Below are 19,391 nucleotides of genomic sequence, written 5' to 3'. Positions count from 1 at the left end.
TTCTTTGTTTTTGTCTCTTGCAGCACAGGAGAAAGCACTGAAAGATTATGTTATCCCGAACGAAAAATTCGACAGCCTGAATAATGTTTGGATAAAAGAACCTATTCCGTTTGTGGAGGTTGATTATGAACGAAAAAATGATACCATAACAGGCAATAAGTTATTGCGTTTTGCTGATGTGGATATTTTAGTTGGAAAAGATACATGCAATCCAATTATATCTTTACCTCGTTCCGATGAAGAGGTTGTTTATGTTGTTTGGAATGACAGCACTTTATTATATTTAAATTTAAGTTTTGTTACCAAAATACTATACGGAAAAACGTATAACCTTAATTTAAAAAATAAAATGGTTGCTTGTAGAAGTAAGAATTATTTCACGCTTTTAATTGAATATATTGGTTTTTCATATCCTGATGGTCCACTTCAAAGCGTACAAATTTTGAGCGGTGATATGCTATTGCTGAGGCACAAAAAAAGACCAAAATCTCCCATAGATAATTATAGGTTAGTTTATTTTAAAAAAAACAAAGCATATATATATGATTTATAAAATAGATATTTTTTCTAAAAAAATACGAATTATCGCTCCATCTGTGGCGTTTTATCTGCTGTGGTGTAGTAGTATGATAAATATTTCTGCTCAACATCTAACAGAGAATCAACAAAGTATTGCCAATTATTTGCTTAATGGTGAATTAAGGAATTTTGATGGTTTTCTTGATGAAAAACCTGTTCTTCGGATAGTACAGGTGAGCAGAAATAAAAAAAATAAAATATTGCTCACTTTTCCTGATGCGTCAAAATTTGCCGTACCCTCATCAAATTATTTGAGTGCCAGTATAGCTCCCAGCGACTCCAATATCGTATATTTCACCCTCAGCGACTCTCTTTTGTTTTCAGCCGCTTTCACAGACAGCCTCCGTAGCGATGTGCTCCTTTCGGTGTATCGCTACAATGCGCCCAAAAAAAGTCTGCAAGCCATTGCCGAAAAAATAATATTGGACAACAGCACCCTGCACGAAGGAAACTTGATAAAGATACGCACCCTGCACGAAGATTTGATAGTGTTGTTATATGGTACTGCGGAACAAACCAAACGCCGCCTTATACAAATTAAAAACAATACTATTGTTGTAAAAAACCTATAGAGTTGCTTATGTTTTATAGTGTGTATTATATTGCTTTGTTGGGTTTTCTTTTATGGAGTATTCAGTGCAATGCCCAGCAAACCGTTCAGGCTATAAAACCACTAATTAAAGATAAAATAGCCATTGTAGATGGTGATATTATTAGAACAAATGTCAATTTCATACAGCCTGTTTTCTCACCGATGCAGGGCGATGCTATAAAAAAACTGCAATTCTCCGACGGCAGAAGTATCGGTTATACCAAAAAAAATAAAGAATGGGATTATTTATTCAGTCTTGGAGAAGATACGCTGGAAACATCTTTTGTATGGAATGATAGTATAATTCTAAAAGCAATTTTTGGAGACATGCGCTCGACGAACCTGTCTTTTCGTCTTTATAAATATAATATAGAGCAACAGACGATACAACGTTTTACTCCATTAAATGAGTTCGATTTATATATACTTTACAACGGCATTGAAGGAAAACCAAGGGAGGGTTTATTAAGGCGCATTGCGGTCATCAGCAAAGATTTGATAGCTATTTATTACGGTGATAATTACATGAAACTGCTCCAACTCAAAGATAATGATGTCAGGCTGCATCAATTTTTAAGTTTGCAATAAAATTCATACAAAAAAAGGGAGCAACATCTAAAAATGCTGCTCCCTTTTTCGCAAAAAAGACTAAACGAAAATTGTTTAATTTTTTATAAAAATATGCTTGGCTGCTGCTTTGCCATTTTGAACGATTTCAAGGCAATATACACCTTTTGGCAAATGTGCCACCTCTATTGTTCCCTGCGGCTCGTAGCTGCTGCCTGCACTGCATACCTGCCCCAAAGTATTGGTGATGCGCAAAATGCTTTCGCCGCCTGCAAGTGCGTTTTCCAGCGACCAGTATAAATACCCGCCACTCACCGGATTGGGAGCGATGCTGCTGTGCAATGTCACCGCTGCTTCTACGCCTACGGCATCATCTGTATTCACTGCCACCGAACTGCCCAAACTTTCGCAGCCCAAAGACATATTTACGGCAGTTACCGTAATCATTACAACCTGATTGGGTAGCAGATTATTAACAGTATAGTTAGTACCCATCACCATTACCATTTGTCCGGGTTCTGTGCCGTTGTCTATATACAAATGATACATATCCACTCCCTGTACCGGCTCCCACGAAAGCGTCACACTGTTGGGTGTAATTACAATATCATCTGTATTCAACATAGGCGCGGGCAGTGCATACTGCTGCAAAAAGGTTTCGGGCAAAACATCATCGTACAAATGGGTAGTTACAAAATCCAATGCGCTGAAAAAGTCGGTTTCGTTATAGCTCCAAGGCACGTGGTCGGCTCCTTCATACACTTTGAGCCACGAAGGTACTCCCTGTGCCATTGCCCGCTCGTGGATAGGTCCGCTGCCGCATACATCTACCAAATCCAGCGTACCCAAAAGCCCCGTATCGCCCCAATACACATCTTGACAATCAAAAGGAACGGTGCCGTCCATATCGCCATGGCAACTAATAACAGGCACTTCGCCGCTATCCAAAAAATTGATACCGTTCAATCCGCCCGCCAGATTAATTACGCCTGCCACTGCCGAAGAATAGCCCTGATTTGCTCCTGACTCCAAACCGCCCCAATATGTCACCAAACTATCCAATTTGGCGGAAGCATCGCCGTTGAGGTCGCTTTCGTCCATATAGGCAACGTGCAGTGCCAAAATCGCACCGGCGGAGTTACCTCCTACAAAAATCAAAGTATTGTCAATGTTGTACGGATTACCGTTTTCTATACTTTTACGAAAATAACGAACCGCACTTTTACCGTCCTGAATGGCGCGGGTCACATAGCTCATCATCTTTACGGAGTCGGCTAATTCCAAAGCAAAATTCGCCAACTGATAATTGTAAGAAGCTGCCACATAGCCGCGTTTGGCAAATTCGGTACAAAATGCCGATATGTCGGCATCTTCTTTAGAGCCGCCCACAAAACTGCCGCCGTGTGCCATCAATATCAAAGGGCGGGCAATGCTGCTGTTGTCGTTTTTTGGATAATACACATCTAACAAACGCCCGTTGAGGTCATTATATACAATAGATGTATCTACCTGCACATCACTGAAAACCGCCGCACGATAACGATCGCATTGCGCTTCTGCCTGTTGTTGGCTTCCACATAGCCACAATAAACAACCTACTAATAAAAATCTATAATTCATAAATGTTGTTGTTGAAAAATATTTTTAATAAAAAAGAATATTGCGAGTAAATGTAAGTGTTTTTTTAAAAATCTGCCATAAACACAGCCCGTTTTTTTAAAATACAGCCTTAATTTATATCTTTTTAAAGGTTTTTAAAACAAGTTTCTGTAAAATCTTTCTAACTTCGCCGTTCGAAATTTGAAAGCAACTTAATTTTTTAATATTCTATCTGTAAAATTTATTATAATCCATATGTCTTATTTATTCACGTCAGAGTCGGTATCGGAAGGACACCCCGATAAAGTTGCCGACCAAATATCCGATGCTTTAGTAGATCATTTTTTAGCATTTGACCCCGATTCAAAAGTAGCCTGCGAAACTTTAGTAACAACCGGACAAGTGGTGCTGGCAGGTGAAGTGAAGTCTGCTACTTATTTAGATGTGCAGGAAATTGCACGCAATGTTATTCGCAAAATAGGATATACCAAAAGCGAATATATGTTTGAAGCTAACTCCTGCGGTGTATTGAGTGCCATACACGAACAATCGCCCGACATTAATCAGGGGGTGGATAAAAAGAAAAAAGAAGAACAAGGCGCGGGCGACCAAGGTATGATGTTTGGCTATGCCACCAACGAAAGCGATAATTATATGCCGCTTCCTTTGTCTTTGTCGCATTTGTTGCTGGAAGAGTTGGCGGATATTCGCCGCGAAGGTAAGCGTATGAAATATCTGCGCCCCGATGCCAAAAGTCAGGTGACGATTGAATACGACAACCGCCACCGCCCCTTGCGTGTTGATACGATTGTGGTATCTACCCAACACGATGATTTTGCGGCAGAAGCAAAAATGTTAGAACAAATCAGCAATGATGTTCAAAAAGTGCTGATACCGCGCGTAAAAGCCAAATTGCCCAAACGCCTCCAAAAATTATTCGGCAACGATATTAAATACTTCGTCAATCCTACCGGAAAATTTGTTATTGGTGGTCCGCACGGCGACACCGGACTCACCGGTCGCAAAATTATCGTGGACACTTACGGCGGCAAAGGCGCACACGGCGGCGGTGCTTTCAGCGGCAAAGACCCCAGCAAAGTGGATCGCTCTGCGGCTTATGCCACTCGCCATATCGCCAAAAACATGGTAGCAGCGGGTTTGTGCGATCAGGTATTGGTGCAGGTGGCTTATGCTATCGGTGTTGCCCAACCGGTGGGTTTGTATGTAAATACCTACGGAACAGCAAAAGTAAAAGGCACTGATGGCGAAATCGCCGAAAAAATCAGCAAAATTTTTGATATGCGTCCCTACGCTATCGAACAACGCCTCAAATTGCGCAGCCCGATGTATTCTGAAACAGCGGCTTACGGGCACATGGGACGCGCTCACCAAACCGTGAAAAAAATATTCACCGATGGCTCGCGCAACAAAAAAACAATGGAAGTAGAATTATTTACTTGGGAAAAATTAGATTATGTAGATGCTATCAAAAAAGCATTTTCATTATAGAATAAAGTCCATTTTTTGTTATTTCTGATAAAGCGACAGAGGAGTTCTAAACTTACTGTCGCTTTTTTTTATCCGATTTAAATCAATCGGCACCGACCTTGTTTTTTAGTTCTTCTTCTCTGATGTTTTTTATACTTCATTCTTGTTAATAATCGTCTGCTTTGGTGGTGTTTTACAATTGGTGGTAAGGGGTTTGGCACTTGGCGCAGTGGGGAAATCGAAACTTAAATGTTCAATTAACCACCAATGTTGATAAAAGTACGAATGCTCAAATTTAGCACTTCTGCCCCCATTATGCAAAACCATTGTTAGTGGCAGTGCTATTTTCCTGTTTGCAATTTCAAACTGTTAATTTTCAAATATTCCAAAATCTGTTCAGTTGTCTTTCCAACTAATTCATTTGAAATTTTCTCTTTAATTTCTCTAAAAGTTTTCACTGTGTCAAACTCTTTTTCGGCAATTTTCTTTTTAGTCTTCATATTCTAAAATTTCTTTTGGCGACCTAATTTCTAATGATAAATAATTCATTCTCAAATTTATAGAATTATAACCTCTAATTCTATAAACGTTTACAATGTGTTTAAAATTCCAACTAACTAAAATGTCAGCTTTATATAAAGTAGCTGTTGCAATATGTAAACAGTCGTTAAAACTTGTCTTTCCAACTACTTTTTCTTCAATGTATTTTGTTGCAAGCTCTATTATTTCTGCATTTACGATTACTCTTTCAAGGTTCTCTTTTGGCAAATTTCTGAAATAAGTTCTGATATTTTCAGGTGCTCTTAAAAGCTCAATTTCAGTCAAGTCTGAAATTTTACACGCTCAAAAAGTTATAGTGTTTCTTCCTCAAACTCTATATCATAAATGCCTCCAAAAACAGAAGTGTCAAAGTAAAATCGTTGTTTCATTTTCTATCTTGCTCAAATCTTAATAAATTTACAAAATTTCTTTTTTAACTATGTATTTTTCTTCTGTTAACGGTCTTCAAGCATTGCCACTAACGGTCTGGGGCTTGGCGAAGTGGGGGAAATCGAAACTTAAATGTTCAATTAACCACTAATGTTGACAAAAGTACGAATATTCAAATTTAGCACTTCTGCTTCCATTTTGTCAAATCCCTATTGTGCGTATGTACATTTTTTAGAATACTTCTTTCCACATTTTTGCATTTAAAAGTTTGTCAATATTTGTGTATCTCGGTCCTTGTAATGTTCCTTGTTTTGCACCTGTAAATTTTATCGGTTCTATTTTCTTTGCTTTCCCTTTAAAGTTTAGTTTGTATTTTGAGCCATCTCCATATGCTTCTATTGATTCTACTTCTGCATAATAAGTGATTGCAGAAATAGGTGCTGTCTGATATGCAGCAATGTATTTTATTTCGTTCAACTTTCCACCACTAATTCTAATTGCAAACCAACAGTCTTGATTTAAAAACACTTCTGTAAATCCGTCTTCGTTTGCCGGAACTATAATTGTCTCTTGAATATTTTTGTCTGTTTTTGTGCTGTGTTTGTTTCTTTTTAACATCAATAACTTTTGCTTTGTCAAATATTTTGATTTCTACCAATGGAAAAATGCTCAACATTTCGGTTAAAAACTCTCTTGTGTCTGCTTTTTCTGACTCGGTTAATATTGGCTCGTTTGGAGTTGTTCCATTGTCTAGAATGCAGCGATTATGTTCTCTTGCAATTTTAATTAAAGGCATATTCAAGCCAAGTTATATGTCCTCGGTTAAGTCCATTATTGCTTGAAACAAAAATAATTAGTTTCTCCCAAAACGCTTTTTCTTTATAATGAGATTCTATTCTTTTTCGAATACCATCGCCTTGTCCAATATAAACTGTTGGTAAATCTGAATTTTCTGCATATCCAATTAAAACATATATTCCTGCTTGGTCAAATTCTTTTCTGCTCTTATGCGTTTCCCAGTCGTCTCTTGACATTTCTATTCCAACGCCAGTCCAATTCATCTTTTCAATTATTTTTATTGAATTAGGATTGCCATTTGGCATAAAAAGTTTTATTGTATAAGGTCTATTGTTCATATTATTCTGTCAATTAAGGGGTCTTTTTTGTATGACGCACAACGGTTTGGGGCTTGGCGAAGGTGGGGAATTTTGAAATACGAATGCTCAAATTTACGATAATGTTCAATAGAAATCGAAGATTCAGCAAAGCTAATTCCAAATGTTGAGGCTTGCACTTTTGCCCCACTTTTGGCAGACCCTGAATTAGTAAAATTAGTAAGTTCGGTAGTAGGTATTGGCAAACGAAGTTCGTCACTACTCATTGTACAAACTAATTTTCTTGGTTTTTTGCACAGTTCGTGTTGCCTGTAGTTTTATTTTTTTTCAATTAGGGCTTCGTATAATTTACTTCTCCAATAGTTTCTAGATATTATATCATCATTCTCAAATAGGTCTTCTACTTGCCTTAATAATTCAAATAGTTTAAATGTATTGTTTACTGAGATACTTGCAAGTTTCTTTTTTACAGCATCTTTATATACTTGAAATTCCGATTTCTTCCCTTGTCCGATTTTGTATAGTATAAATTTTCTTACTTCATCCGGACTTTCTATTTTAGAAATAGTTTTAGCGTCTTGACTTACTTGCTTAATGAAGAATTCTATAAGAGTTGGTAATTCTTCAATTTTTTCGTAAACTGATTTTACGTTTCCTCTATGTGGATAGGTAAGCAAATCAACAGGAATATTTGTGTCTTCTTTCTTTAAGCCTTTAGGTTTTAAAAATATTTCCGATTTTTTATTGTTCTGTTCAACCTCTAATTTGAAAAGTCCATTAAATGCAACTGCGTTGCGTTTCACTTCATCATTTTCAAGTATTAAATTAAACGACAGAGTTAAATTGCTATTAATTGAATGTTTGTTTTGAAAAGAAAATGAAACGTATATGTTTGAGTCATCAACGGAGTAATTGTCAATATAAATTGTTTCTTTGCTTTTGTCAACAAATTTACTTAATGAAACTATTGCAACAAATGCTGAAAAATTTATTCCAAAATCTTTATAATCATTTGTTGACGTTAATGCTCTGAAATAAAATTTATTTTCTTCTATGTGATATAATAATCGTAAATTTTTGGAATCATCATTCTTTGAATTTTTTACTTTCAGATACTCTTTTATAGTATTAACTAAATCATCGTACTCATTATCCCTTAGATAATTTGCAAACTTGCTCAAGTTATAATATTCAAGTAAATCATTTTTTGCAGAATACCTGCTCTCAACGGTTAGTAAATCTTTTTTTATGTTCTTTAGAATAAATGGATTTTTAACATTGAAAACTTCAAACAATGCTTTTTCATTTTCTAGTAATTTTTTAACTTGAATGTCTCTAATTTTTGAAGGCAAATCAATCTTTTCGCATTGGTTGTCTAAAGAGTTTATTGAACTTAAAAGTTGTTTACAATTTCCAATTTGAAAAATATTATTTATTGCTGGGTCAATTTTGAAAATTGATAGCAAATCATTTTTATACTCGTCTCTCTTGTCAAAAAGTTTCAAGAGTTGTTTAGTCGAAACAAATGTTTGTGTTTCAAAATCTTTAAAATGTCTAATGTGTCTTTCTAAAATCATAATATTATTTGTTTAGTTGTGGTCTTTGAAAATTACAGGCAACATTCAGATATACGCACAAAGTTGCGTATATCAATCCAATATAGGCAAATATACGCAACTCATAAGTATATTTATATCTCTGATGTTGTTTTTTTTCTCAAATTTGTTCTCTTACTAATAGCTAAGTGCCGCTCCTCAGTGCTTTGGGCATTCCAACTTTGACAAAGTTTCAAACTTTGTCAAAGTTAAAACTGCTCTTTACACCCCCTTATCCCCCCAGGGGGAATTTGGCACGCACCAATGCTCGGTAGGCACGCACCAATGCTCGGTAGGCACGCACCAATGCTCGGTAGGCACGCACCAATGCTCGGTAGGCACGCACCAATGCTCGGTAGGCACGCACCAATGCTCGGTAGGCACGCACCAATGCTCGGTAGGCACGCACCCAGGCTCGGTAGGCACGCACCAATGCTCGGTAGGCACGCACCAATGCTCGGTAGGCACGCACCAATGCTCGGTAGGCACGCACCAATGCTCGGTAGGCACGCACCAATGCTCGGTAGGCACGGACCAATGCTCGGTAGGCACTCCTCAATGCTCGGTAGGCACTCCTCAATGCTCGGTAGGCACTCCTCAATGCTCGGTAGGCACTCCTCAATGCTCGGTAGGCACTCCTCAATGCTCGGTAGGCACTCCTCAATGCTCGGTAGGCACTCCTCAATGCTCGGTAGGCACTCCTCAATGCTCGGTAGGCACTCCTCAATGCTCGGTAGGCACTCCTCAATGCTCGGTAGGCACTCCTCAGAGCTTGAGCGGCACTCCTCAGAGCTTGAGCGGCGCTCCTCAGCGCTTGAGCGGCACTCCTCAGAGCTTGAGCGGCACTCCTCAGAGCTTGAGCGGCGCTCCTCAGCGCTTGAGCGGCGCTCCTCAGCGCTTGAGCGGCGCTCCTCAGAGCTTGAGCATTCCAACTTTGACAAAGTTTCTTACTTTATTGAGATTAAAAACTGCTCTTTACACCCCCTTACCGCCTCAAAAGGGGGAATGTGGCACGCACCAATGCTTGGTAGGCACGCCCTTAACTCAAATAATGATGAGCTAAAGCTAAATTGGGGTATTGATCGTCAGAAAGTTATAAAAAATTGACTCGACTTATTTTACAGACTCTCGCTGATGTTTCCAACGGCGGTGTGTCCAGAGCCAATCTTGGGGGTTTGTGGCGTAAAATTTGCTCCAAATGCCCCATATAACGGCGCGTGAGTTCGCCTTCGGGCAGTTGGCGCGGCGTTTCGGTGAGCAGCACATACTTAAATTCGTAGTAGCCGCGCCGCACACGCTCCACCTCTCCATACATCACTACACAATCGTAGAGGTTGGCGTATTTTTCAGGACCGTGTATGCAGGCTGTGTCTTGTCCCACAAAATCTATCCAATAGGCGCGGTCGGCATTGCTGGGATTTTGGTCGGCTACCAAAGCCAACATCACAGCTTGGTTGGCAAATTTGGCAAAAGTAGGCTCGGTGAGCGAATTGGGTGCTAAATACAAATTGCGATAGGCACGCTGATGAAACATATACTCCTCCAATCGCTTGTTGCTCATAGCTTTATACACTGCTACCGTCATTTGTTTCAAGCTCAAAGGAATACTCACACCGCCCCATTCCCAGTTGCCGTAATGCGCACCGAGCAGCATCACTTTGCGCCCCGTATCTAAATATTGCTGTGGCAGTTCGGCATTTAATACCTTAAAACGCTTTTGCAATACCGCTTCGCTCATCGAATAGCCCTTAAACGCCTCCAAAGTAATATCGCTCAGATTGAGGTAAGAAAGGCGGGCGATGTTTTTTAATTCGGCTTCGCTTTTTTCAGGAAAACAACGGCGCAAATTGTCCGTTACTACTTTGCTGCGATAGCCGATGATATGCTGCAACAATACCCGTACCGCACCCGACAAGGCGTATAATACCGGAAAAGGCATAAAACGAAAACTGCTCAACAACAAACGTACCGCATAATAACCGATGGCTTCCATAAAAAACTTTGTTTTGGCAGACAAAGATAGCAGTTTCGGGCTAAAATATAGGAATACACCATTTTTTAAAGCCGCCAAAACAAAAAAGCCGCTAACGGCGTTGATTATTTTTGCGATATTTGCGGCAGAATACATTTTATATATACATTATTCAGTTATTCATTATGTCGGAAGAAAAAAAAGTTTTAAATTTTATTGAAGAAATTATTGTAAACGATATAGCAAGCAATAAATATCAAAAAAGAGTACACACTCGTTTTCCGCCCGAACCCAACGGCTATTTGCACATAGGACACGCCAAAAGTATTTGTTTGAATTTTGGGCTGAAAAATACTTTTAACGGAAAAACTAACCTCCGTTTTGACGATACCAACCCCGTGAAAGAAGATATAGAATATGTGGACTCTATCCGCGAAGATGTGCGTTGGCTGGGTTTTGAGTGGGACGCTGAACTCTATGCCTCCGACTACTTCGAACAATTATATCAATATGCCGTGCAACTCATCAAAGCTGGCAAAGCATACGTCGATTTCAGCAGTGCCGAAGCCATCGCTGCTATGAAGGGCACACCCACCGAAGCCGGAAAAAACAGCCCCTGCCGTGATACAGGTGTAGCCGAAAATCTGGAGCTTTTTGAGCGTATGCGGCGCGGCGATTTTGAAGAAGGTGAATGTGTGTTGCGTGCCAAAATAGATATGGCTTCGCCCAATATGCACCTGCGCGACCCCCTGATGTACCGCATCAAAAAAGCACATCACCACCGCACCGGCGATGTGTGGTGCATTTATCCTATGTACGACTGGGCACACGGACTGAGCGACAGCATAGAAGGCATCACACACTCTATTTGTACGCTGGAATTTGAAGTACACCGCCCTTTGTATGAGTGGTTTTTGAAAGAATTGGGCATCTACCAACCCCAACAAATAGAGTTTGCACGCCTCAATCTCAATTATACCGTGATGAGCAAACGCAAACTCCTCGAATTGGTAAACGGCGGCTATGTGTGCGGCTGGGACGACCCCCGTATGCCTACTATTTCGGGTATGCGCCGCCGTGGTTATACCCCCGAAGCCATTCGTGATTTTGCCGAGCGGGTAGGGGTAGCCCGCCGCGAAAATGTGATAGATGTGGGATTGTTGGAATTTTGTGTGCGCGAGCACCTCAACAAAACAGCCACCCGCGCTATGGCAGTGCTGCACCCACTTAAAGTGGTTATTACCAACTACCCCGAACATCATATAGAATATGTGGAGGCGGTGAATAATCCCGAAGACGAACACTCCGAAAAACACCTGCAACCTTTTGGGCGCGAGATATGGATAGAGCAGGACGATTTTATGGAAAACCCGCCGAAAAAATATTTCCGCTTGTTTGTGGGTGGTATGGTGCGCCTCAAAAATGCTTATATCATTCGCTGCGATGCTGCCCTTAAAGATGAGCAAGGCAACATTACGGCATTGCATTGCACTTATTTTCCCGAAAGCAAAAGCGGCAGCGACACATCGGGCTTGCCTGTAAAAGGAACATTGCACTGGGTAGAAGCCACACAAGCCGCTACCGCCGAAGTGCGCCTCTACGACCGCCTCTTTTCTGACGAAAACCCTGATGGACACAAGGGCGTGGACTTTAAAGAATTTATCAACCCCGACAGCCTCACTGTGGTAGAAAACGCCCTCATAGAGCCGTTTTTGCTGCAAACCAAAGCAGGCGACCGCTATCAATTTTTGCGCAAAGGATATTTCTGTGCCGATACAGACTCCACGCCGCAAAAACCTGTGTTTAATATGGCAGTAGGATTAAAGGATTCTTGGTCAAAGGAAATGAAAAAAGAATAATCAGCGCATTGCTGTTGTAATATAAAATATCTTTTCAGGATAGAAACAAAGCATACAAAACTGAATGGTATGTTTTGTTTCTATCTTTTTTTGTGAGAAAAAAGAACGGCAGCAGCCAATAATTTATATTTTATCCGTTCAAAAATATAACAAACTTCAGCCTACGGCGTTATTTGTAAAAAAAAATATCAGGCACAATCTGTTAAACAATTTATAACCTGCTGAAAAACAGATTATTATAACACTTCTTTCTATTTATATCCATTCCCGACACACTTCAAAAATCTTTACATATATTTTTTGAAAAAAATTTTTTGTATCTAAAAAAACTCGTAAATTTAAAAGGTAAAAATTACATGCAGCTACAACAGCAAAACTATTCAGATACCATAGCCAACTATCATAAAAGGTTAAAATCGTCACAGATGAATCATACAGAAGACAGCTTATTATTGAACGCATTGAACCGCTATTTCGGTTTTAAGGTTTTTAAAGGCGAACAAAAAGAAATTATAGAAAGCCTCTTGGAGGGCAAAGACACCTTTGTTATTATGCCCACTGGCGGCGGCAAATCTTTGTGTTACCAATTGCCTGCTATGCTCAGTGAGGGCATCGCCATTATTATATCGCCGCTCATTGCTTTGATGAAAAATCAGGTGGATTTGGTGCGCGGCTATTCCAGCAACGACTCTGTGGCGCATTTTATGAACTCCTCCCTCAATAAAATGCAACTCAAAAAGGTGAAAGACGATTTGCTCGACGGTAATACCAAAATGCTCTATATTGCCCCCGAAACGCTCACCAAAGACAGCACCATACAATTTTTAAAAGAACTCAAAATATCTTTTGTAGCGGTTGATGAAGCACACTGTATATCGGAATGGGGGCACGACTTCCGCCCCGAGTATCGCCGTATCCGCACGATGATAGAAGATTTGGGACAAAAGATTCCCATCATCGCCCTCACCGCCACCGCCACGCCCAAAGTGCGCACCGATATTGTGAAAACCCTCAAATTGGAAAATCCCAATATCTTTATTTCTTCTTTCAACCGCCCGAATTTGTACTACGAAATTCGCCCTAAACTCAAAAAAGAAGAAACTATTCGCAATATCATTCAGTTTGTAAAGCATAATCAGGGAAAATCGGGTATTATTTATTGCCTCAACCGCAAAACTACCGAAGAACTCGCCGAAACATTGCAAGTAAACGGTGTGCGCTCGGCTGCTTATCACGCCGGATTGGACGCTGTGTCGCGCTCAACGGTGCAAGACCATTTTTTGATGGAAGAAATAGAGGTCATTGTCGCTACTATCGCCTTCGGTATGGGTATTGATAAGCCCGATGTGCGTTTTGTGATACACTACGATATGCCCAAAAGTTTGGAAAACTATTATCAGGAAACCGGTAGAGCCGGACGAGACGGACTGGAAGGTAAATGCGTGGGCTATTTCAGCTACAAAGATATGAACAAGTTGGACAAGTTTTTGCGCGATAAGCCCGTGATGGAGCGCGAAATAGGTGCGCAGCACTTGGGAGAGGTAGTGGCTTACAGCGAGTCGGCTTCGTGCAAACGGCAGTTTTTGCTCCATTATTTCGGCGAAATATTTGATGCTAAAAATTGTAACGGCGGCTGCGACTCCTGTGCGCACCCCAGAGAAAAATAGATGCCAAAAACTACATCAAAATCGCTGTGCAAGCCGTGCAGGATTTGGACGAAAATAGCCAGATTAAACATTTGGTGGATTATCTCAACGGTATTCGTACCCAACAAATTATCGCCCTCAAACAAGATGTTTTGCCCAACTTCGGCAAAGGAAAAGAAGAAAACTCCCATCTGTGGAACTCCATCTATCGCCAAGCTCTATTGCAGGGTTTTTTGATAAAAGATATTGAAGAATACGGTATTATTAAAATTTCCGACACCGGACGCGCCTTCCTCAAAGCTCCTTATTCGGTGATGATGGCACTCAACCACCAATACTCCGAAGAAGAAAACGCGGACGAAGGGGCAGAAGAAAAAACAGTGGCATTGGACGAAACCCTCCTCGCTATGCTCAAAGATTTGCGCAAGAGCGTAGCCAAACAAATGGGAGTGCCGCCTTTTGTGGTGTTTCAGGATATATCGCTCAATGATATGGCAACCGCTTATCCCATTACGATAGACGAAATGGCGAATATTATTGGAGTGAGCAAAGGAAAAGCCCTGAAATATGCCCCGAAATTCATTGACCTAATTGAAAAATATGTAGAAGAAAATGATATTGACCGCCCCAGCGAATTTGTAACCAAACAGGTTGCCAACAAATCGCGTATGAAAGTGAGCATCATTCAAAGCGTGGATAAAAAAATCCCTTTGCCCGAAATTGCCCGCAGCAGCAACGTGACGATGCAGGAGCTGCTCTCCGAAATAGAAAGTATTGTGTCGTCGGGCACTAAGCTGAATTTATCCTATTATATAGGCGATGTGGTTGATGAGGAATTGCAGGAAGAGGTATATGATTATTTTATGAACGCCGAAACAGACGACCCCGAACTCGCTATCAAAGAAATTGATTATGACGGCGAAGTGTCTTTAGATGATGTGCGCTTGGTGCGGGTGCAGTTTTTGAGCGATATGGCAAATTAATTTTACTGCGGATAGATGATTGTTATGGGATATTATAAATATGACCGAGTTAGAGGCTCAAAAATAACATCTCGTAACACGGACTTTGCGTCAAAGCTCCTAACGTCGCTCTGCGCAAAGCTCAAAAACGTTAGACGTAATTCTGAAATGACCGTGCTTCATTGAAAAGACAGCAAAACGGACGACAATTTTAATTGCATTTGATAGATGAATTTAAACGATAAAAACAAGCATAAATCGGACTTCAAAAAGGAACTTGACAAGTTTGCAGACAAGCTCGAAAAATATGTTTCTACCGACAATGGCGACTGGACTGTAAAGGGCTTTATTGATGTTTACAAGAACATTTACACAATCTCTTCCGACACGAAAATCGTTTCTAAAATTCTTGAAATACACATCTTTCCGCAAATCTTACAGTTTGCCGACAGCATCGGCTATAAAATCATTCTTGCCGAGAAGCAGAATTGGTATCCTGACTTGACTTTCGTTAAGAAGGACAACGAAGAAGTCAAATTTGCACTCGACATTAAAACAACTTTCAGAAGAAACGATAAAACGGCAGGTTTTACGCTTGGTAGTCACGGTGGTTATTTCAAAGAGAGAGATAAGGACAAGAATATTCAGTTTCCATACAATCAATACATTGGACATTATTGCTTAGGCGTTATTTACACACGGACAGACGTTTCAGACGACCTTGCAGAAACGGAAATTTATCAAGTTGAGGAACTTCAAGAAGAATATGAAACACCAAACAAAAAAGTTGGTGAACGTTCAGTTACGACAGTTAAAAACTTAAAATCCATTACTTCTGTAATTAAGGACTTTGACTTTTTTGCAGCAGAGAAATGGAAAATTGCAAGCGACAAGCAAGGTTCGGGAAACACTGCAAACATCGGTTCAATCTTCGACATTGAAGACCTGAAAAATGAAAATGGAATTTTCAGCAAGTTAGGTGAAGAATGGTTTGACGAATATTGGATAAATTACGGTTCGGCTACAATGGTAAAAGACGGAAAACCGACCAAAATCACCACACTTAAAGACTTCTTGGAGTTCAAAGGTAGAACTGACCTTTTGGATAAAATCGTTTCTAAAACTTCTAACAAGAAAACGAAATGAGAGTAATCGTTCCACCAATAAAAAGTCAAGGTATAAAAACCAAGTTGGTTCCTTGGATAATGGAACTTGCCCCAAAAGTTTCGGGCAAGTGGATAGAGCCGTTTCTTGGAACTGGTGTTGTAGCTTTTAATTGTGGTTACAAAAAAGCTATACTCAACGACACTAATCCTCACATCATCAATTTTTACAAGGGTATTCAAGACAAAACAATAACTGCTCCTTTAATGAAACAATATCTCGAAAGAGAAGGCGAGTTATTGAGCAAAGCAGAGAATAATGGCTACGAGCATTACTTAAAAGTTCGGACACGTTTCAATAGTGGAGAGTTTTCACCTTACGATTTTATTTTCCTCTCAAGAGCGGGTTTCAACGGAATGATGCGTTTTGGTAGCAAGGGTAACTGGAATATTCCTTTTTGTAAAAAACCCGACCGTTTTGCACAAGCATACATCACTAAAATCACAAATCAGGTTTCTACAGTTTCGCAAATCATACAACCTAAACCTGAGTGGACTTTTTACAATAAATCATTTGCAGACATTATTCCACTTGCGACAGAAAACGACATTATCTATTGCGACCCTCCATATTACGGCAGACACGTTGACTACTATAACGGATGGACTCAGCAAGACGAGGAACTTTTATTCAACTTACTTTCCGAAACAAAAGCAAAATTTATTCTTTCAACTTGGCATCATAATGACTGGAGAGAGAACGAAATGATAAATAAGTTTTGGAGCAAATTCAACATTGTAACAAAAGACCATTTTTATCATAACGGTGGCAACATTGAGAACAGGCGGACAGTTGTTGAGGCATTGGTTTGCAACTTCGACACAGACAACTTTAAAACACATAATCACGGACTGAAAGTGCAAACCCGACCTGAACAATTAGCAATACACTGGGACGAATGAGAAGCAGAACCACCGCGAACGTTTGGCAAAATGGCGGGGTGATGTGTTTCGTATGACAGTTTAGTGCTTTACCAAAGTGCAGTGCTTTGATTGAGCTTTTGTGCTAAAAATCCCCACCTTCACCAAGCCCCAATCTGAAAATCGTTTTGAAAATCGGTTTTTTATCAATACGTTTTAAAGTAAAAAAACAATATAAGTATTTACCAATAGAACACTGTAAGAGGTGCATCTTACAGCCCTTTTCTTTTAAATATTTTCGCTTGCTTCTTCATTATCGGTTAGGGCAACAACAGCTTCGGCTACATCGGAAACGGGTAAATAGCAATTTCGGTTTTTACATATATATATTTGTGTGTCGCCTGTGGCAGCAGTTGTTTTTTCGTTAAAAAAAGGCAATTCGCCGGAATCTGAAAGCGTGGCAAGAAGCATATTGGGTGCAAATATGCGATGAAAAACCTTTAAAACAGCATCGCTGTCATTACCCACTATCGCCACTTCTGAAGGTGTGGTGAGCAAATCGCAATAAAGTATGAGCCAATTGGAGAAAAAAGCAACTTGAACCTTGGAAAGTCCCTCATTCGCCTTTTGCGAAGCCAAACAAGCCTCCAACATATTTTGCGCCCTTTGGGTATAATCATCGCGCCTGAAATAAACGCCCAAAGCCAGCAGGTTGCGCGCCATAATAGAGTTGGACGAGGCTATTACATTATCCGAAATTTCGCAGCCGCGCGTCAAAATTTCACTTTGCTGCACATCGGTATAATAAAAAAGCGGCGATGCAGGGCTGCCGAAATGGGCAATGACATATTCGGTGAGTTGCAGCGCACGGTGCAGCCATCGCAACTCTGCATTGCATTGATATAAGGCAATAAAAGCAGCAATAAGCGCGGCATAATCATCTAAAAAAGCGATAATACTCGTTTCCCCTTTTTTGTAAATGCGCCGCAAACTGCCATCGGTTTGCAAGGAGGTGTTCCATAAAAATTCGGCGTTGCGCAGGGCTGTTTGTAAATAATGTGCTTCGCCCAATGCCTGATACGCATCGCAAAAGGCTTGCAGCATCAGCGCGTTCCACGCCACGATACTTTTATCGTCCAAAGCGGGGCTTATTCGTTGGCGGCGAGCCTGTGAGAGTATTTTTTTTGCCGCCTCCAAATGTACGGCGGCTTCGGGCTGCTGCTCCAATAGCGCAAAACTCTGAGCATCTTCGTACAGTATATTGCGCCCCTGCTCCCAATTTCCGGCGGCTGTGATGTGGTAGTAGGGCACTGCCACCGCCGCCTGCTCGGGGCTTAACAACTCGTTGATTTCGGCTGCCGTCCACGTATAAAATCTTCCTTCTTCGCCTTCGCTGTCGGCATCTAAGGCGGTATAAAACACACCTTCGGCGGCATTGTAAAGTTCGCGCTCTACGAACTCAAGCGTTTGCTGAATAATATGCAGATAGGTCGGTTTCTTTGTCAAACGAAAGGCTTCGCTGTATAGGCTTACGAGTTGGGCATTGTCGTAGAGCATTTTTTCAAAATGAGGCGCAAACCACAAGCGGTCGGTAGAATATCGAGCAAAGCCGCCGCCGAGATGGTCGTAAATACCGCCCTGTGCCATTTTGTCTAAGGTGAGCAGCACAAAATTGCGTGCCGGCTCGTGGCGGCTGATAAAAAAGTAGCGCAGCAAGAGGCGGTAGTTGTCGGGCATCGGGAATTTGGGTGCGCCCTGCCTGCCGCCTTCTTCCCAGTCCAAGCGTTGGAGCCAAGCGTGCATACTGTTGTCCAAGTCGCTTTGCCGAAAAGTGGCGGCACTCGCCGAAAAAGTGGGCAGAGCCGCCGCCGCTTGTACCCCCGCAACAATCGCCTGCGCCTGCTGTTCCAACTTTTCGGGATTTTCTCGCTGCATATTGATGAAAAAATGCAGCAATTCCAACCATTGCGCTTTCGGAAAATAAGTGCCGGCGTATATCGGTCTGCCGTCCGGCAGCGCAATTACGTTCAGTGGCCAGCCGCCGTTGCCTTGTATTATCTGGCATACATTCATAAAGGTGCTGTCTAAATCGGGACGCTCTTCGCGGTCTATTTTTATGGATACAAAATATTCATTCATCAATGCCGCCACTGTTTCATCTTCAAAACATTCGTGCGCCATCACATGGCACCAATGACACGCCGCATATCCGCTGCTGATAATGATAAGTTTTTGCTGAGAAAGGGCAGTTTGCAAAGCCGTATCGTTCCACGCAAACCAATTGACGGGCTGATGGGCGTGTTGTAGCAAATAGGGGCTGCTTTCGTATTGCAAATGATTGGTGAAAGGTGCGTGATTCATTTAGGAAAGAGGAGAATAAAATTTTTTATAAAAAGCAAATTCAGATTGCCTGATATAACAACAACAAAGAAAAGTACCTAGTGTTGTGCGTTTTTTTTAACG

At 40.9% G+C, this 19,391-nt stretch carries 15 protein-coding genes and 2 pseudogenes; 8 read left to right on the top strand and 9 right to left on the bottom strand.

Annotated elements, in window-relative coordinates; all coding sequences use genetic code 11:
• Positions 1–10: 10 nt before the first annotated feature.
• The 3 genes from IPL35_02650 to IPL35_02640 are packed head-to-tail and all read left to right on the top strand — an operon-like array spanning position 11 to position 1,759.
• Positions 11–553 carry a hypothetical protein gene (locus tag IPL35_02650; GenBank protein ID MBK8442362.1) on the top strand — a complete coding sequence of 181 codons (543 nt, stop codon included), beginning with the start codon at positions 11–13 and terminating at the stop codon, positions 551–553.
• Entirely contained in the window at positions 543–1,151 is a 609-nt protein-coding gene (locus IPL35_02645; protein MBK8442361.1) for a hypothetical protein, read from the top strand. Before IPL35_02650 ends, IPL35_02645 begins: the two co-directional genes overlap by 11 nt.
• Before the next feature lie 8 nt (positions 1,152–1,159).
• Entirely contained in the window at positions 1,160–1,759 is a 600-nt protein-coding gene (locus tag IPL35_02640) for a hypothetical protein (GenBank protein ID MBK8442360.1), read from the top strand.
• A gap of 75 nt (positions 1,760–1,834) precedes the next feature.
• Here IPL35_02640 and IPL35_02635 read toward each other — a convergent pair whose 3' ends face one another.
• Positions 1,835–3,358 carry an alpha/beta hydrolase fold domain-containing protein gene (locus IPL35_02635; GenBank protein MBK8442359.1) on the bottom strand — a complete coding sequence of 508 codons (1,524 nt, stop codon included), beginning with the start codon at positions 3,356–3,358 and terminating at the stop codon, positions 1,835–1,837.
• 234 nt (positions 3,359–3,592) lie between these two features.
• Between IPL35_02635 and IPL35_02630 the strand changes: the two genes are divergently transcribed.
• Positions 3,593–4,846: a methionine adenosyltransferase gene (locus IPL35_02630; GenBank protein MBK8442358.1), complete on the top strand. Its 1,254-nt coding sequence runs from the start codon at positions 3,593–3,595 to the stop codon at positions 4,844–4,846.
• Between the two features lie 320 nt (positions 4,847–5,166).
• On the opposite strand, the gene IPL35_02625 is transcribed toward IPL35_02630, so the two are convergent.
• The 7 genes and pseudogenes from IPL35_02625 to IPL35_02595 form a co-directional block, all read right to left on the bottom strand.
• Positions 5,167–5,325 (bottom strand): hypothetical protein, encoded by a 159-nt coding sequence (locus IPL35_02625; protein ID MBK8442357.1) that lies wholly within the window; start codon positions 5,323–5,325, stop codon positions 5,167–5,169.
• Positions 5,315–5,754 (bottom strand): annotated as a pseudogene (locus IPL35_02620) (PIN domain-containing protein). The gene IPL35_02625 and the pseudogene IPL35_02620 overlap by 11 nt, the downstream one beginning before the upstream one ends.
• Before the next feature lie 232 nt (positions 5,755–5,986).
• Positions 5,987–6,373 (bottom strand): hypothetical protein, encoded by a 387-nt coding sequence (locus tag IPL35_02615; GenBank protein MBK8442356.1) that lies wholly within the window; start codon positions 6,371–6,373, stop codon positions 5,987–5,989.
• A gap of 164 nt (positions 6,374–6,537) precedes the next feature.
• On the bottom strand, positions 6,538–6,891 hold the full coding sequence (locus IPL35_02610) for a GIY-YIG nuclease family protein (GenBank protein MBK8442355.1): 354 nt from the start codon (positions 6,889–6,891) through the stop codon (positions 6,538–6,540).
• A gap of 296 nt (positions 6,892–7,187) precedes the next feature.
• Entirely contained in the window at positions 7,188–8,447 is a 1,260-nt protein-coding gene (locus tag IPL35_02605; protein ID MBK8442354.1) for a hypothetical protein, read from the bottom strand.
• Positions 8,448–8,697: 250 nt separating this feature from the next.
• Positions 8,698–9,213 (bottom strand): hypothetical protein, encoded by a 516-nt coding sequence (locus tag IPL35_02600; protein ID MBK8442353.1) that lies wholly within the window; start codon positions 9,211–9,213, stop codon positions 8,698–8,700.
• Positions 9,214–9,558: 345 nt separating this feature from the next.
• On the bottom strand, positions 9,559–10,458 hold the full coding sequence (locus tag IPL35_02595) for a lysophospholipid acyltransferase family protein (GenBank protein ID MBK8442352.1): 900 nt from the start codon (positions 10,456–10,458) through the stop codon (positions 9,559–9,561).
• A 164-nt stretch (positions 10,459–10,622) separates the two neighbouring features.
• Between IPL35_02595 and IPL35_02590 the strand changes: the two genes are divergently transcribed.
• The 4 genes and pseudogenes from IPL35_02590 (at position 10,623) to IPL35_02575 (ending at position 16,970) form a co-directional block, all read left to right on the top strand.
• The gene (locus IPL35_02590; GenBank protein MBK8442351.1) at positions 10,623–12,296 is read left to right on the top strand and encodes a glutamine--tRNA ligase/YqeY domain fusion protein; all 1,674 of its coding nucleotides are present in this window, start codon (positions 10,623–10,625) and stop codon (positions 12,294–12,296) included.
• 425 nt (positions 12,297–12,721) lie between these two features.
• A pseudogene (locus IPL35_02585) lies at positions 12,722–14,925 on the top strand (ATP-dependent DNA helicase RecQ).
• Between the two features lie 207 nt (positions 14,926–15,132).
• A complete protein-coding gene (locus tag IPL35_02580; protein MBK8442350.1) occupies positions 15,133–16,050 on the top strand; it encodes an EcoRV family type II restriction endonuclease in 918 nt (305 codons plus the stop codon).
• Positions 16,047–16,970 (top strand): Dam family site-specific DNA-(adenine-N6)-methyltransferase, encoded by a 924-nt coding sequence (locus IPL35_02575; protein MBK8442349.1) that lies wholly within the window; start codon positions 16,047–16,049, stop codon positions 16,968–16,970. The genes IPL35_02580 and IPL35_02575 overlap by 4 nt, the downstream gene beginning before the upstream one ends.
• 246 nt (positions 16,971–17,216) lie before the next feature.
• On the opposite strand, the gene IPL35_02570 is transcribed toward IPL35_02575, so the two are convergent.
• The gene (locus tag IPL35_02570) at positions 17,217–19,289 is read right to left on the bottom strand and encodes a thioredoxin domain-containing protein (GenBank protein ID MBK8442348.1); all 2,073 of its coding nucleotides are present in this window, start codon (positions 19,287–19,289) and stop codon (positions 17,217–17,219) included.
• Between the last annotated feature and the right edge of the window lie 102 nt (positions 19,290–19,391).

This window comes from Sphingobacteriales bacterium, from assembly GCA_016711285.1.
In the GTDB taxonomy this organism is placed as follows: Bacteria; Bacteroidota; Bacteroidia; order Chitinophagales; family UBA2359; genus JADJTG01.
Note: the sequence above shows the minus strand (reverse complement) of the source record. Positions and strands in the feature narration are given on the sequence as shown.